This is a genomic window from Chryseobacterium rhizosphaerae, from assembly GCF_003385455.1.
GTDB classification, from domain to species: Bacteria; Bacteroidota; Bacteroidia; order Flavobacteriales; family Weeksellaceae; genus Chryseobacterium; species Chryseobacterium rhizosphaerae.
Genome location: NZ_QNUF01000005.1, coordinates 44,565 through 59,916, shown reverse-complemented (window position 1 = coordinate 59,916; position 15,352 = coordinate 44,565). Strand labels below are relative to the sequence as shown.

Genomic DNA, 15,352 nt, shown 5'->3' with positions numbered 1-15,352 from the left:
ATACACAAGAAAATCAAAGATTTTCATTAAGCTTAGGTGTACTTTTCAGCAGTGTGATAGTCACTTTATAAATCTTAAGTGTATAAAGCTTTTGTGACTTTTGTGGTTGATATGTTCTCTCTCGGATTGAGCAGATCAAGCAGATTTTTATTTCTTATTATGCTAATATTCTATGCTTAGATTCCTACTGAATGACAAATACTAAAAAGTAGCCTATCCACGCACTTTGTCATTCTTAAGGAATCTCAATGGAGATCATTATCCTTCCTATTCAATTTTAAGCATTGAATCATCGATCCAGAAATTCCAGGATCTTCTTCCACTCTTCATATTTCTTTTCAAAGGAAATGGTATGGAGCGGGCTTGTGGATGGCAATAAAAATACAGGGAGCCTATAGTTTTTCCCTAAGAGTTTCTGCAGGCTTTTATAAGATTTCCCTCCGTTGCAGAAAATAGCTCTGATGTTAGGGTATTCTTCCAACAGCTCCGCAATTTGATTGGCTTCTTCATTTTTTATCTCAGAATCCAGACTTCCTTTTCTTTCGCAGGAATCAATAACATCCCAGAGAGCGATATGGTATTTCTTTAAAATATTGATTCTCTCCACATAATCTTCTGTAAATTCTTCATTCAGTAATTCAAAAATAATCTTCCAGAATTTGTTCTGTGGATGGCCATAGTACTGCTGTTTTTCCAATGATTTCACTCCCGGAATAGAACCTAAAATTAAAATTTCAGACTGCATATCGATAAGCGGTAAAAATGAGGAAATACGGTTTTGCATACTCAAATATATAAATTTTGACTCAATGCCATGGGAAATTTTACCATAAAAAAAACGGGCCAAAGCCCGTTTCTATTGATATGTAATTGTTATTACTTTTATAATGTTTCTTTCAACCAATCGAAGAATTCTCTCTGCCATACCAATCCGTTTTGTGGATGAAGTACCCAGTGATTTTCATTCGGGAAATAAACCAGTTTAGATTTCAGACCTCTTAATTTTGCAGCCTGGAAAGCTTCCTGCCCTTGTTCGTAAGGTACACGGAAATCAATTCCTCCCTGAACGATCATGATTGGCTTATTCCATTTTTCTACAAAATTGCTTGGGTTGAATTCTGTATAAGCTTTTGGCTGTGGTTTTTCCCATGGAGAACCGATATCCCAGTTTGCAAACCAAAGTTCTTCAGTGGTCAGGTACCATGATTTCATATCAAATAATCCATCGTGAGCGATAAACGTTTTGAATCTGTTTTCGTGAATTCCTGCCAGCATAAATACGCTGTATCCACCATAACTTGCTCCTACAGCAGCTACTCTATCTCCATCTACGTACGGTAATGTTTTTGCATAATCAGTTGCTGCCAGATAATCTCTCATCGGCTGTCCACCCCAATCTTTGGAGATCTCCTCATTCCATTTTGTTCCCCATCCCGGCATTCCTCTTCTATTGGGAGCCACTACGATATAGTCATTGGCAGTCATTAAAGCAAAGTTCCATCTTACGCTGAAATATTGTGTCAGTGCAGACTGTGGCCCACCCTGGCAATATACCAATGTTGGGTATTTTTTATTCGGATCAAAATTTGGTGGATAATGGAACCATACTCCCATTTCTTTACCATCCGAAGTTTTTACCATTTTAAGTTCAGATTTACCCTGAGCCAACTTAGCATACGCTTCTTTATTGGCTTCAGTAACCTGCTTCATTTCTCCGTTTTTAAGATTTACTGAGAAAAGTTCTGTAGCATGATTTACATCTGTTCTTCCTACTAAAAGGGAAGTTTTATTGTCTGTAAAGATTTCATTAACGTCAAAATCTCCTTTGGTAATCTGCTGTATTTTCGCTGATTTTGAATCCAGAGAGAAAAGCTGTTTTGTTCCTCTGTAGGCTGCCGTAAAGTAAACTGTTTTTGAATCAGCTCCCCAAAGCACGTCTCCTGAAACGCTATCGTCCCAACCTGCTGTAAGATTCGTCGTCTTACCTGATTTCCAATCCATGATCTTTACATCATTTTTATCCGCTTCATACCCGTCTCTGGCCATACTCTGCCAGATCAATGATTTTCCATCCGGACTGAATTTTGGATTAAGATCATATCCTTTATTAGATTCTGTAAGGTTTTTTGTAGTACCTGACGCCAGATCGTAAGCAAAAATATCCGTATTGGTACTTGTAGCATATTCTTTACCGCTTTTAGGTTTGGTCACATATAAAAGCTGTGCAGAATCCGGGCTCCAGATAAAATCTTCAGCACCTCCGAAAGGTCTTTGAGGAGAATCCCAGGTTTTCCCTTCCAAAAGATCTTTAGCAGCATCTACTTTATCGGAAGTATTGACAACAAATACGTGGTTGTATTTCCCTTCATTGAAATAATCCCAATGTCTATGGTTCAGGTCCGTGTATACCTGAGCGGTTGTTTTGGGAGTATCACTGTATTTATCTTTCCCCATCAGTTTCTCAACCAGAACCTGCTTACTGAAAGCGATTCTTTTACCATCGGGAGAAATAACGATATTATCCACCTCACCTATGGTATAAAATTCTGTCCAGGTTTTTCCGGCATCTTTTGAAAGATAGATGATGTCACCTTCCTGTGCATAGATTCCATTTTTATCCCATTGAATCAGGGCTTTTTTACCGAAATCTATTTTAGAAGACTGATTATTAAGAACATTCAGAAAATAGTTCTCATTTTTTGTTTTCTCTGTTTTCAGATCTACCTGTCCTACTTTATAAATAAGGGAAGCTTGATCCGGTGAAACGGCCTGTACTCCAACTTTTTTCAAAGTCCAAAGAATTTCAGGCGTCATTAGTTGTTGTGCATTCATTAAAAGCGGAGCTGCCAGAGCCAGCAGACTGTACTTAAGTTTCATATGTTGATATTCATTTTTTAACGGATATATAAAACCGGTATGGTTTCATAAAATCCTTTTATTAGATTCAAAGATTGCCAAAGTTAATATTTAAAATAAAAATGACCGAAATAATTAACACTAAAATTTATATTCTCTTAGTATTTATGAGATATCTTAGTATATTCTGTATGTAAAGTGTGAAAATACCTTTTAACCACCCCGTCAAAAATTCTTTGAATTTTCGCCACCCCTCCGGAGGAGGGGAATGGTTAAACATCAAATGGTTTTTTGTAATGAATGATCTCAAAGATAAATTATCCTGTGATTATATTCCCAAGCTTATCCCCAACCCAAAATCCAGAACCTCGTGTCTCGTATCTCAAAAACCCGTAACTCATGAATGCCCACAAAAAAGGTCCGTCAGTAAAAACCAACGGACCTTTTCATTTGTATTGTTAATCAATTACTCTCCATCTGAGAACATTGAGTTTGCCAAAGAAGTGACAATGGACAATAGAATACTAAATATAAATGCCCACCAGAAACCATCTACCACCATACTGTCTATAAAATAATCTGCAAGCATAATAATTGCCGCATTAATTACCAGGGCAAAGAAGCCTAATGTAATAATGGTAAGAGGAAGTCCGAAAAGACTTAAAATAGGTTTCACAAAGATATTCAGGACTCCCAGTACAATGGCAAAGATAAGGGCCGTTGAAAATCCTTCAAAATGGACTCCCGGTAAAACTTTTGTTAAAAGATAGGCAACTATCGCTGTAACAAATAATCTGATAATTAAGTTCATATTATTATTTTTTTAATGTTTATGGGGGGTATGGAGCAAAAGCCATTCCATTCCGGTAAAAATAATCCAATAAAATCCCTTTGTTTAAAGAATATTTTGGCCTTTTACAACCGTAAAGCTTTTATTTTATTTTCATCATGGTCACCAATGAAGTGGCCACATGGCTGTCTGAATCTAAACCTTCATTCTGAACATAAATTTCCGTTCTGATCACACTGATTTTGGTCCCTCCTTTAATGACATATGATTTTGATATCAAGGCATCACCCATTGCAGGCCGTAAATAGTTCACCTTTAGCTCAACCGTCACCACATAGCAATCCTCTTTGTAATGGCTCACCGCTGCATATCCTGAAGAAACATCTACTAAAGAAGCGATCATTGCTCCGTTGAACATTCCCGCTTTCCGGGTCATCATTTCCATCTTAGGAATTTTTATAGAAATAAAATCAGTTTCCACTTCCAGCAGTTCTGCCCTGTAGAATTTCAATGTTTCTGACCGGTTGAAGCTGTCTGTAATAAGTTTTGTTTTCTCTGGAGTCATTGCTTTTTGAATTTGGATGTAAATGTAAAGATTGATTTAAAAAGTAAAGAATGAAAAGGCTAAAAATTGAATGATAGGTATATATTTATTTCCAGCAACAAAAGGATTTTTAATTATTGTAAGAGTCATGTTTTGTGAAGAAGAAAGTTACCCGGAATGAAAACCGTAATGTATTTAATACATATATAAATTAAACTTTACGGATTTTAAAACCTATCAGGCTGGTTTATTTTTACGAGATAAAAAGTTTAGCTTTGTACTAAAGGGATGGTCATATGGGTTTTAAAAGATTTTTTTTGTTTGTAAGCATTCTGATGTGCCGTGCTTTTCAGGCCCAGACTTTATCTTTATATGGAGGTTCCGATCAAAACCAATACCTGGGATGTTTAAACTGTGATACTTTTAATAAGGATTCGGTGTGGAACACTTACGGGGACTATGGAAATGTATACAGTTCAAAATCAATCTGGAATGCCTACGGAAATTATGGAAGTCCATACAGCACCTACTCTCCCTGGAACTCTTATGCCTCCTACCCTCCGGCTATTGTTGATCAGGATGGAAATTTTTACGGATATCTTACCTTGAACACATATAAGTCTGAAAGATCCGATCTGGAGCTGGCTCAGGTCCTGTGCAAATACCATGAGTCTATTAAAAAAGATATCAGTGGATGGTATGACAGGCTGTTCAGGTAATTTTTAAATTGATAGAAATATGACAGGTGTTTTGTGGCTAGATCACCACCCCATCAAAAATCCTTTGAATTTTTGCAAACCTTCCTAAGGCGAATATTCTGCTTATCCATAAACGATATATTTTCCTAACACTTTAGATCACTTGAGAAAGAGCAAAAACTATTATGTATAAAAAGTTCACTTGAGAAGAAAATCAAAGATTTTCATTAAGCTTAGGTGTACTTTTCAGCAGAGTGATAGTCACTTTATAAATCTTAAGTGGATAAAGCTTTTGTGACTTTTGACTACGTCGAATCTTCGATTTGTGGTGGATATGTTCTCTCGCTGATTGAGCAGATTAAGCAGATTTTTATTTCTTATTATGCTTAGATTCCTGCGGAATGACAAAATAAGTGGACAGACAAAATCTGTTATTTATAATTCTGAAGGAATCTAGATTTGTATACACAAGAAAATCAAGGATTTTCATGAAAGCTTAGGTGTATTTCTCAGCTTGATATTGACTCTAAAAGTGATATATTTCCCTAACACTTTAGATCACTTGAGAAAGAGCAAAAATTATTATATATAAGAAGTTCACTTGAGAAGAAAATCAAAGATTTTCATTAAGCTTAGGTGTACTTTTCAGCAGGGTGACAGTCACTTCATAAATCTTAAGTGTATAAAGCTTTTGTGACTTTTGACTACGTCGAAATAACATTCATCGACTGAAAGGAGATAATCTTCGATTTGTGGTGGATATATTCTCTCGCGGATTGAGCAGATTAAGCAGATTTTTATTTCTTATTATGCTTAGATTCCTACGGAATGACAAAATGAGTGGACAGACAAAATCTGTTATTTATAATTCTGAAGGAAATTTTGTATAAGCCTTAGGAAAGCAATACATGAAAATCATCACTTAAAGTCAGGACTCCTTCTGTTAATCCTTCCGGGTGAGTGTTGAAGCCTTTTAGTTTTGAGCTTTTCCCTTTTAACACCAGATCCATCAATTGTTTATCAGACAGTTTTTTGCCAAAAATTTCAAAACTAATTTTAAAACCACAGTTTTTGAAATCGGAACATCCAACTGCTGTTTTTCCTTTAATCAGATTATGTTCTTTACACTTTGGACATTTTGTTTCTTCCCAGGACTGAAGTTCTTTTTTCTGTGCAGGTTCTCTTTTTTTCTTTTCCTTCACCTCTTCTTTCTCTTCTTCCTGTAGGGTAATCACTTTTCCTTTACCATATACCACTTTTTCGGTAAGTTCCGTTACCATCTGGATCAGTTCTTCTTTAAAAAGATTGGCTTCATATTCACCTTTCTCAATTTTACGAAGTTTTGATTCCCATTCACCTGTCAGTTCCGGACTTTTTAGAAGTTCATCCTCGATGGTATCAATCAACTGAATTCCGGTTTGGGTAGCAATCAGATTTTTCCTTTTCTTTTCGATATATTTTCTTTTGAAAAGGGTTTCGATGATGTTGGCACGGGTAGATGGTCTTCCGATTCCGTTGTTTTTCAGCATTTCACGCAGTTCTTCATCTTCTACCTGTTTACCTGCAGTTTCCATCGCACGCAGCAATGTTGCTTCGGTATAGGGTTTGGGAGGCGTCGTTTTCCCTTGGTGGATCATTGGATCGTGAGGTCCTGTTTCACCCACGATAAATTCGGGGATGGTCTGCTCTTCTTCCTTTTCTTTTTCTTTATCGGTAGATTCTTCTTTAGGTTCTTTAGCATACACAGCTCTCCATCCCGGTTCAAGAATCTGTCTTCCACTTGTTTTGAAAGGGATGGTTCCTACTTTTCCTTCCACTAAAGTATTGGAAATTTTACATTCCGGATAGAATACGGCAATAAAACGTTTCGCAATCAGATCATAAATCAGTTTTTCCTCCCTGCTCAGATTCTGAGAAGGTGGAATTTCTGTAGGAATGATCGCATGGTGATCGGTTACTTTGGTATCGTCGAAAACAGCTTTCGATTTTGGAATCGGAGCTTCTAATAATGGAGCAATCAGGTCCTGATAAGGATACATTTTCTGAAGAATTCCTCCTATTTTCGGATATAAACTTTCGGATAGATAGGTGGTATCAACACGAGGATAGGTTACGTGCTTCTTTTCGTAAAGACTCTGGATATAATTCAGTGTGTTTTCTGCCGAATATCCATATTTTTTATTGGCCTCTACCTGAAGCCCGGTCAGGTCAAAAAGTCTTGGATTCTTTTCTTTTCCTTCTTTTATTTCGAAAGAAACGATTTCAAAAGGATTTACTTTAAGATATTCCAGCCCTTTTTCAGCTCTTTCCAAGGTTTTTAAACGGTCAATCGCAGCATTGAAAATAACATCACGGTATTTCGTTTTCAGCTCCCAATATTCTTCTGTAGTAAAAGCATCGATCTCCTTCTGACGCTGCACCAGCATAGCCAGTGTGGGAGTCTGCACTCTTCCTATAGAAAGAACGGCTTTGTTTCCTCCGAATTTTTTGGTAAAAAGCCTCGTCGCATTAATTCCTAACAGCCAGTCTCCTATGGCTCTTGCATTTCCGGCCAGGTACAGGTTTTTATAATCTTCAGCCGGTTTCAGACTGGCAAAACCCTCCTTGATAGCTTCTTCCGTTAGTGAAGAAATCCATAAACGCTGGACCGGTTTGTTGCATTTTGCCTTCTGCAGTACCCAACGCTGGATCAATTCTCCCTCTTGCCCGGCATCGCCACAGTTAATGACCTCATCACATTCTTCTACCAATCTTTCAATAACTTTAAACTGGTTTTCTACGCCTTTATTCGGAATAAGCTTTATCCCAAAGCTGCTGGGAATAATAGGCAGCAGAAACAAATTCCATGATTTGTATTGCGGACCGTAGTCGTGAGGTTCTTTTAAGGTACAAAGATGTCCGAACGTCCATGTTACGCAATAGCCGTTTCCTTCCATATAACCTTGTTTAGGCGTGGTAGCGCCCAATACTTTGGCGATATCTCTGGCAACACTGGGTTTCTCGGCAATACATAATTTCATGAACTCGGGTTTATTGTAGGGGTGCAAAAATCGGGATTTTTTTTGGATTTAGCTAATTTAGTTGGGAGCTGATCTTTGATAAGTTGTTGGCACGAGTATCCCAAACCTGCCAGCAATATTAATAATTATGAACTAACAAACATTACTTTTTCTGCACCATTTATTATATTCAGATCCAGCCTTTCAATAAGAAAATTCACGTCCTCAACAAACTTCTCCTTCAGATAACCTTCTTCAATATCATGTCCATACGTTATCTTTTTATAGAAATCAGGTTGGTTTTTCAATGCATTTTTCAATTGTACCAGATTAGATTTTAAAACCTCCAGATCAATATATTCTTCATAAAAATTCCAGAAATCCAATATCTTCAAGTCTATATGTAAGACTCTTTCCATTTGGCACAATAACCGGTCATCATCTTCCATACCATCACCGGTCATCACCAGATTTAAGCCTTCTCTTCCGTCAAAATGGCATCGATCTCTCAGGTTTAGATATTGCCATAGAGGCTCCTCTTTATCAAACAGAAAACTTATTTCAAGTCCTAATCCCATATCATTTCTTAAAAAGTAAATATAACAAAAAGCCCCCTTATCAAAAGGGGGCAGGATCAACAATATTAATGAAACTAAGTTCATTATTTCTTTTGGACTTCTGAAATGGCATCAGTAATTCCTCCACCTGCAGTTTCAAAGAAAGCAGGACCCGCCAGCAGATATACTTTTTCTAATTTTTTTGTAGTGGAAAGTTTGTGTTCTTTCAGATAAGTTTCAGAACGGTTGGCATGAACAATTCCTTTGACTACGTTTCCAGCTACCAAAGCGGTTGGAGAATCTATTCCTGCATCTTTCAGGTCACTGGCAAATGCAAAATTGGTAACGCCTAATCTCATAGCTTCACGAGCTGCCACTTCGCCTACGGAAGTCATTAAATCAGGTGTAAATTTATTACGGTCACCTAAACCGATCAGCAATAATTTCTTTGCGGATATCGATCCTGCAGGTGGGGTAATCAAAAGGGTTTCTAAAGAATGTCCCTGAAACTGGCCTAATTTTCTGATATTGGTTAATTCTCCTTTTAAAGCTTCATCCAGGTGAACCAATCCATTTAATTTAGCGGGTAAAGCCTGAGCGTTAAAAATATCTCCTTCCGTATATTCAAAAACACAGGCTACCTGAAGCTGGGCATCGGCTGAAGAAGGCCCCTGTACTAAACCTATCATGGAAATTCCATCTACGGTTCCCCAGGTTTTGGAAGTTCCGATGGCTGTTGTTTTCGCAGGAGCTGCAGTTGTGGTTTGTGCAAAGTTGAGTGTAGATAATGCTAAAGCTGCAATTACCAGTGATTGTTTTAGTGTATTTTTCATGTGATTTATTTTTAGTTGTTTGTTACGAGTGATGAGTTTCGGGGATGCGAGATACGGGTTGTAAAGGTTGTTTGTTGGATAACGCAAAGGCGCTAAGTTTTTAAAGGTTTATATTTTTAAGGCGCAAGTCGCTCCGCTCCGGCTATTTCTTTTTCAAAGGTAGTTTCTGTGATGGAAAAGGGCATTGATCTGGGGTAATTTTGTTGTGGGTTATGAGATTCGAGTTACAAGGTGCGGGTTATTTTTTGCTGCGGGGTTTTAATCTTTATAAAATTTATCTGTTAAAATTTAAATACGATTCTGGAGTTGATGAAAAGTCCGTCTTTGTGGTTGGCGATTACATCGTTGATAAAGGCTCCGGTATTGAAATATTGTATTCCGGTGTTAAAGGTTAAAAATGGATTGATCTTATAATTGAAACTTCCTAAAAATGCGGTTCCGATGTATCTCTTTTTTGAGTTGGAAGAAGGCAGATTCAATGTTCCGCTGGGTCTGTAAATCCCATCTTGGGTAGAATACCTCCAGTTGAAAACTACGTCTGCCTGCATTGTTATTTTTTTACTTAGATCAATGGTGGCATAGGGGTGAATATCAATTAAGTTCACAGGTCCGATCTGAGGATTAAATCCAAAATAGCCTCCTTTCGGATAGAGAGGATTAAATGTTCCCAATTTTCCGTCCCCTTTATTGCTGTCTCCAGAGATATAGTCGTTTCTAAAATTGATGGTCGGTCTTCCTTTCACATTTTCAAACATATATCCTATGTCTGCAGAAGCCGTCCACGCGCTGATATTTCCTTTATTAAAGCTGCCGAATTGATAGGCTGCTTCAAAATTATAAATAAAACCTCCCCCATATCTCCAGAACCTTCCTCCGAAAGTATGCCTGTTTTCATCGGAAAACCCATCTTCAAAGCGTACCTCTTTTCTGTGAATTCCCAAATAATACAACTCCAGGTTTCCACTTCGGGGAATAATCCATGTATTGTAACTTCCCCAAAGATTAATTGATTTTGAAGATTTGTTATCCAATGCTCCCGGACTGATTTCGCTTGCTGCCATCATAAAGGCATCAGATCTGAAGTTTCCTCTTTTATACATGAATTTCAATCCATCAAAATAGAGTCTTAAATTGGGACCTTCCCTCACGGAGATCAGTCTTCCACTTCCATAATCCAGTTCCTGTCTTCCCAGGCGCACTGTAAGCTTTTCTTTTTCATTGTTCAGAACATCAACATCAATGAAAAGATTCTGAATATTCAAATGGTCTTCATCAATAGGCCTTGGACCGTTCTTTCTTCCATTTTCCCATGCACTTCTCACCTGTCCGAAAATTCTTACCCGTGAGCCCAGATGCAGATCTGCATGTACATTATATCTCTGAATCAGAAAAGGATTACTTCCAATTCCCATCCTTCCCCAATCTTCATTATTAAAATCAACAAATTCCAGTCTTGCTTCTCCCCCCAGCGACAGATAATTATTAGCTTTTTCTGTAAGGGGAATATATTTTATGGAATTGTAAAAGGTCTTTGCAGAGTCTTTATAGGCAGCATAATCTTCATCAAACCTCATCAGCTTAAACTGGGCAGAAAGCTGAACGGGAATAAAAGTCTGCAGAAACAGTACGATGGCAATCAGTTTTCTCATGATGATATCTTTCTTAAATAATTATCCACCGAATATTTCCCCGAACCCATAAACAGCAAAAGCAGATAACACAAGCTGTACATAAAGGGCGTATCTTTTACCAGTAATGCATCATTCCAATGGAGAATAAAATAACCTGTAAGTGTCACCGCCAGAATGGGTAATACTGCAATTCTTGTAAAAAAGCCCAGGATTACAAATACAGGAAATACCAGGTTGGCAGCATCGGCAAAAAGACTGTTGAATACTTCCGGAAGATGCAGCGGGTTCGGAACCTGTTCTGCTTCTGAAACACCTATTCCTAATTTTTTTAATCCGTGGGCTACAATTAACTCCACTGAAAGTAAAACTCTGAACACTAAAAGTGCTGTATCGGTTAATTTTTCTCCCGGATTTGTATTGGTGATGATATGGATTATTTTTTTCATGATTTGAATAATTTTTGGCTATGGATTAAATTGATTATCGTGACTGTATTAATGATGGGTTGACCACCCCGTCAAAAATTCTTTGAATTTTTGCCACCCCTCCAGAGGAGGGGAATTTTTGCCCTTTCAATTGAAGTGGTTGTAGCTTTTGTGGTTTAAAATTATTTTGTTTGATAACCTCCGTAGTATTTTACTGGTGACCAGTCCGGAATGACAGGAAGCGGTGCCGGAGCAGCTGTTTTATAAGTTTCATCTCCGTAGACTACTTTCCCATCAACGATGGTGAGTTTTGAAGTAATGGTTTTAATTTCTTCATCATTAACCATAAAATAATCTTTATCTAAAATGGTTAGGTCTGCAAAATATCCCTTTTGTATTTTCCCTTTCTGAGAGTCTTTTATTAATTCATAACCTCGATAAGTAGAAAGTGATAAAGCCGTTTTTCTGTCCAGGGTATTTTCTTTAGCCATCACCTGATTTCCTCCGATTGTTTTCCCTGTTGTGATCCAGTATAAGGCAACCCATGGGTTATAGCTCGCCACTCTGGTACCGTCTGTTCCCAAGCCTACAGGAATTCCCATCTCAAGCATTTTTTTCACAGGTGGGGAAGCTAAAGCAGGTTTTTTACCGTATCTGTGGATGAAGCTTTCTCCCTGATAAGCCATTCTGTGCTGTATGGCAATTCCACCACCCAAAGCTTTGATTCTTTTCATATTGTCTTCAGTTACGGTTTCGGCATGATCAATAAACCAGACCAATCCGTTCAAGGGAGTTTCTTTATTAACCTCTTCAATGACATTTAAAAATCTTGTGATACTTTCATTATAGGTCGCATGAATTCTGAAAGGCCATTTATTTTTAACCAGAAGACCTACCACATCTTTCATATTTTTTTCCATGGTAGCAGGAAGTTCCGGTCTTGGGAAAAGGAAGTTTTCAAAATCAGCTCCGTCTGATACCAGATTTTCACCTCCTCCGTTAACATGATAATCTATTTCATTGAAATCGTTATGACCATGGTCATCAATATCAACCATTCCTACCCATTTGGTGTAATCTTCAAGCTCTGAACCTTTTTTCTGTGCAAATAAATAATAAGGGAGGCGAACGGTAATTTTCCCTTCTTTGTTCAGTTGATCTGTTGTTCCATAGTCATCCGGGAAATTCTGGAATCCTCCTCCTGCATCCATTACAGCTGTTACCCCCAATCTGTTCAGCTCGGTCATGTACTGAAGTGTAGAATTTACTTTTTCTTCTTCTTTCAATTCCGGTAATTTGGCAAGTGTTGAATAAAGAATGAAGGCATTGGGTTCTGCTACCAGCAATCCTATGGGATCTCCATTATTGTCTTTCTCAATTAAACCTTGTGCAGGATTAGGCGTATCTTCATTGATGTTCAGCTCTTTTAATCCGGCTTTGTTCAACCAGGCTTTCCCATAGAGATACATGATAAAAGTGGGTACATTTCCTGTCGCTTCATTAATCTCAGCCAATGTAGGAAGTCTCTTTTCTTCAAACTGATATTCATTCCAACCACCAATCACTCTTACCCATTGACCTTTCGGTGTTCTCTGTGCTTGTTCTTTCAGCATTTCCAATGCTCTTTTTAAAGACTTCACGCCATCCCAACGAAGTTCTGTATTGTAAAACCTTCCTCCACGAATCACATGCAGATGGCTGTCAAACAATCCCGGAATAACTCTGTTTCCTCTGGCATCAATAACCTTTGTACTGCCACCTTTTAATTTTAAAACCTGGGTATTTGTTCCCGCTTGTAAAATTTTATGGTCTTTTATGGCGACAGCCTGTACTTCAGGATTTTTATCATCCATGGTTGTGATTTTTCCATTGGTAATAATCATATCCGCTTTTTGAGCATGTAAGACTCCTGTGCCTAAGACGGCGGAAAGTATAAGTGTATTCAGTAATTTCATTATCATATTATTTAAGTTTGAAGAATGCGGCAGACTTTCGGCCTGCCGCAGCAGATACCATTAATGTTTTAGCATTTCCTGAGCATACTGAATTCCGATACCATAAGCTCCACCATATTTTTTCATCAGATCATTTACCGGTTTGTATGTTTCTTTTCTTGCCCAGTCTCTCTGCAACTCCAACACATACTGAACAGAAGTGATTGGATGTGCTCCTGCCTGAACCATACGGGTAACCGACTGATCATGGGCTTCTTTAGAAATATCACCTGAAGCATCCGTTACGACATACACATCATATCCCTCGTCTATTGCGGATAAAACAGGCCCTACGATACATACACTGGTCCATAATCCTGCAAAAACCAATTTCTTTTTATTCTTTCCGGTAATGGCTTTGTGAGCATTCAGATCTTCCCAGGTATTCATGGTTGTTCTGTCTACATATCCGCTTGTTGCTTCCGGATATACTGCTGAAATTTCAGGAAAAACAGGTCCGCTGAATGATTTTTCAGCCACAGTTGTTACCACTGTAGGCACATTAAAAATCTTTGATCCTCCAGCTACCAGGGCGACATTATTTCTCAACTCTTCCATGCTTATGCTTTTGGTTGCAAAAGCCATCTGCCCTTCGTGATCAATAAGTACCAAGGCATGGTTGCCAGGATTTAATAATGATTTTCCAGGATTTTGAGCTGTTGCTGTTAACGAGAGTAAACCTGTTACAAATGATAGGATTAATTTTTTCATAATATTTACTTTAAATGTTGTTTGTTATTGAGTTATTTTTATAAAGTCATAGGTACTTCCATCAATAGGATTTCCGTTCCTTCCCCGGTTATTTTAATATCTAAATCTTTGATATCCCACATTCCGAACCCGTCTCTTTCTTCTACTGGCTGGCCTTCGATTTCGGCACTTCCTTTAAGGATAAAAGCATAGATTCCGTTTCCCTGTTTCCTGATCTGATAATTGACTGTCTTATCCTTTTCAAAAACTCCCAGATGAAACCATGCATCCTGATGAATCCAGACTCCCTCGTCATTGGTATTTGGAGAAAGAATCTGCTGAAATTGGTTTTGGCTTTTTATTTTATCTAATGTCATCTGATCGTATCTTGGGACTACATTTCTTTTATTGGGATACACCCAGATCTGGAGAAACTTCACCGGCTGATCACTATTTCTGTTGAATTCGCTGTGCATAATTCCGGTTCCTGCACTCATCACCTGGATATCCCCGCTTTTGATAACGGCTGTATTGCCCATGCTGTCTTTATGTTCAAGATCTCCTTCCAGAGGAATACTGATGATTTCCATATTGTCGTGAGGATGGGTTCCAAATCCTCTCCCCGCTTCTACTTTGTCATCATTCAAAACTCTCAGTACTCCGAAATGCATTCTTTCAGGATTATGGTAGTTGGCAAAGCTGAAAGTGTGTTGGCTTAGCAACCATCCGTGATCCGCTTTTCCCCGTGAATCTGCTTTATGGATGACAGAGTTGTCTTTAATTTTTGATTCCGTATTCGGTAAATGATTGTATCCGATAGGTTCTAGTGGTTCGATTTCATCAATCTCATTTTTCATGGTATTTCCAAGAGAAGCTGATGCTACAAACATTCCTGTTCCTAATAAACCTTTCTTTAAAAAATCTTTTCTGTCCATATCGAGTTATTATTTGTTTGTTTTTGATAGGACAAATGTACAGTGGTGAAAAACCCTGCACATTTAACTAGTTTAATAAATCACTTTTCAGCAAAAAAAATCCGGATATAAAAATATCCGGTATATACACTGCTTTGGCAGCTGGTATAGCGCAAAGGTTTAAAGATTTTATCTTCAATAAAATTGTTGACTTCCAATGTAAGGGAAGAATTTTTTATGAGTCTCGCAGATTGAGCAGATCAAGTAGATTTCACCAAGAAATATTCATACTATTCTATGGTTAAAAACAAATATACATCATTAACCACCCCGTCAAAAATTCTTTAAATTTTCGCCACCCCTCCAGAGGAGGGGAATATAAAAAAAACTTAAGTGTACTTTTCAGCAGTGTGGTAGTCAC

13 protein-coding genes are annotated in these 15,352 nt (G+C 37.8%); 1 reads left to right on the top strand and 12 read right to left on the bottom strand.

Features of this window, described 5'->3' with window-relative positions:
• Window positions 1–289: 289 nt before the first annotated feature.
• From DRF57_RS05810 to DRF57_RS05795, 4 genes are all read right to left on the bottom strand, one after another.
• The gene (locus DRF57_RS05810) at window positions 290–784 is read right to left on the bottom strand and encodes a DNA-deoxyinosine glycosylase (RefSeq protein ID WP_047486576.1); all 495 of its coding nucleotides are present in this window, start codon (window positions 782–784) and stop codon (window positions 290–292) included.
• Window positions 785–882: 98 nt separating this feature from the next.
• Window positions 883–2,877, bottom strand: a complete 1,995-nt coding sequence (locus DRF57_RS05805; RefSeq protein WP_084087264.1) for a S9 family peptidase — start codon at window positions 2,875–2,877, stop codon at window positions 883–885.
• Between the two features lie 445 nt (window positions 2,878–3,322).
• On the bottom strand, window positions 3,323–3,667 hold the full coding sequence (locus tag DRF57_RS05800) for a phage holin family protein (RefSeq protein ID WP_047486581.1): 345 nt from the start codon (window positions 3,665–3,667) through the stop codon (window positions 3,323–3,325).
• A gap of 121 nt (window positions 3,668–3,788) precedes the next feature.
• Window positions 3,789–4,211 (bottom strand): PaaI family thioesterase, encoded by a 423-nt coding sequence (locus DRF57_RS05795; protein ID WP_047486584.1) that lies wholly within the window; start codon window positions 4,209–4,211, stop codon window positions 3,789–3,791.
• A gap of 296 nt (window positions 4,212–4,507) precedes the next feature.
• Here DRF57_RS05795 and DRF57_RS05790 point away from each other — a divergent pair, with 296 nt between their 5' ends.
• Window positions 4,508–4,909, top strand: a complete 402-nt coding sequence (locus tag DRF57_RS05790) for a hypothetical protein (protein WP_206607182.1) — start codon at window positions 4,508–4,510, stop codon at window positions 4,907–4,909.
• Between the two features lie 872 nt (window positions 4,910–5,781).
• Here the strand turns inward: DRF57_RS05790 and DRF57_RS05785 are convergent.
• From DRF57_RS05785 to DRF57_RS05750, 8 genes are all read right to left on the bottom strand, one after another.
• Window positions 5,782–7,908, bottom strand: coding sequence for a type IA DNA topoisomerase (locus DRF57_RS05785; protein ID WP_115917375.1), 2,127 nt, complete (start codon window positions 7,906–7,908; stop codon window positions 5,782–5,784).
• 125 nt (window positions 7,909–8,033) lie between these two features.
• The gene (locus DRF57_RS05780; protein WP_115917373.1) at window positions 8,034–8,549 is read right to left on the bottom strand and encodes a hypothetical protein; all 516 of its coding nucleotides are present in this window, start codon (window positions 8,547–8,549) and stop codon (window positions 8,034–8,036) included.
• Window positions 8,549–9,277 (bottom strand): M17 family peptidase N-terminal domain-containing protein, encoded by a 729-nt coding sequence (locus DRF57_RS05775; protein ID WP_115917371.1) that lies wholly within the window; start codon window positions 9,275–9,277, stop codon window positions 8,549–8,551. The genes DRF57_RS05780 and DRF57_RS05775 overlap by 1 nt, the downstream gene beginning before the upstream one ends.
• Window positions 9,278–9,558: 281 nt before the next feature.
• The gene (locus DRF57_RS05770) at window positions 9,559–10,926 is read right to left on the bottom strand and encodes an alginate export family protein (RefSeq protein ID WP_115917369.1); all 1,368 of its coding nucleotides are present in this window, start codon (window positions 10,924–10,926) and stop codon (window positions 9,559–9,561) included.
• Window positions 10,923–11,354: a DoxX family protein gene (locus DRF57_RS05765; RefSeq protein ID WP_084087255.1), complete on the bottom strand. Its 432-nt coding sequence runs from the start codon at window positions 11,352–11,354 to the stop codon at window positions 10,923–10,925. The genes DRF57_RS05770 and DRF57_RS05765 overlap by 4 nt, the downstream gene beginning before the upstream one ends.
• Before the next feature lie 161 nt (window positions 11,355–11,515).
• Window positions 11,516–13,288 (bottom strand): amidohydrolase, encoded by a 1,773-nt coding sequence (locus tag DRF57_RS05760; protein ID WP_115917367.1) that lies wholly within the window; start codon window positions 13,286–13,288, stop codon window positions 11,516–11,518.
• Window positions 13,289–13,348: 60 nt separating this feature from the next.
• Window positions 13,349–14,038: a hydrolase gene (locus DRF57_RS05755; RefSeq protein ID WP_047486610.1), complete on the bottom strand. Its 690-nt coding sequence runs from the start codon at window positions 14,036–14,038 to the stop codon at window positions 13,349–13,351.
• A gap of 38 nt (window positions 14,039–14,076) precedes the next feature.
• On the bottom strand, window positions 14,077–14,952 hold the full coding sequence (locus tag DRF57_RS05750) for a pirin family protein (protein WP_115917365.1): 876 nt from the start codon (window positions 14,950–14,952) through the stop codon (window positions 14,077–14,079).
• Window positions 14,953–15,352 lie beyond the last annotated feature (400 nt).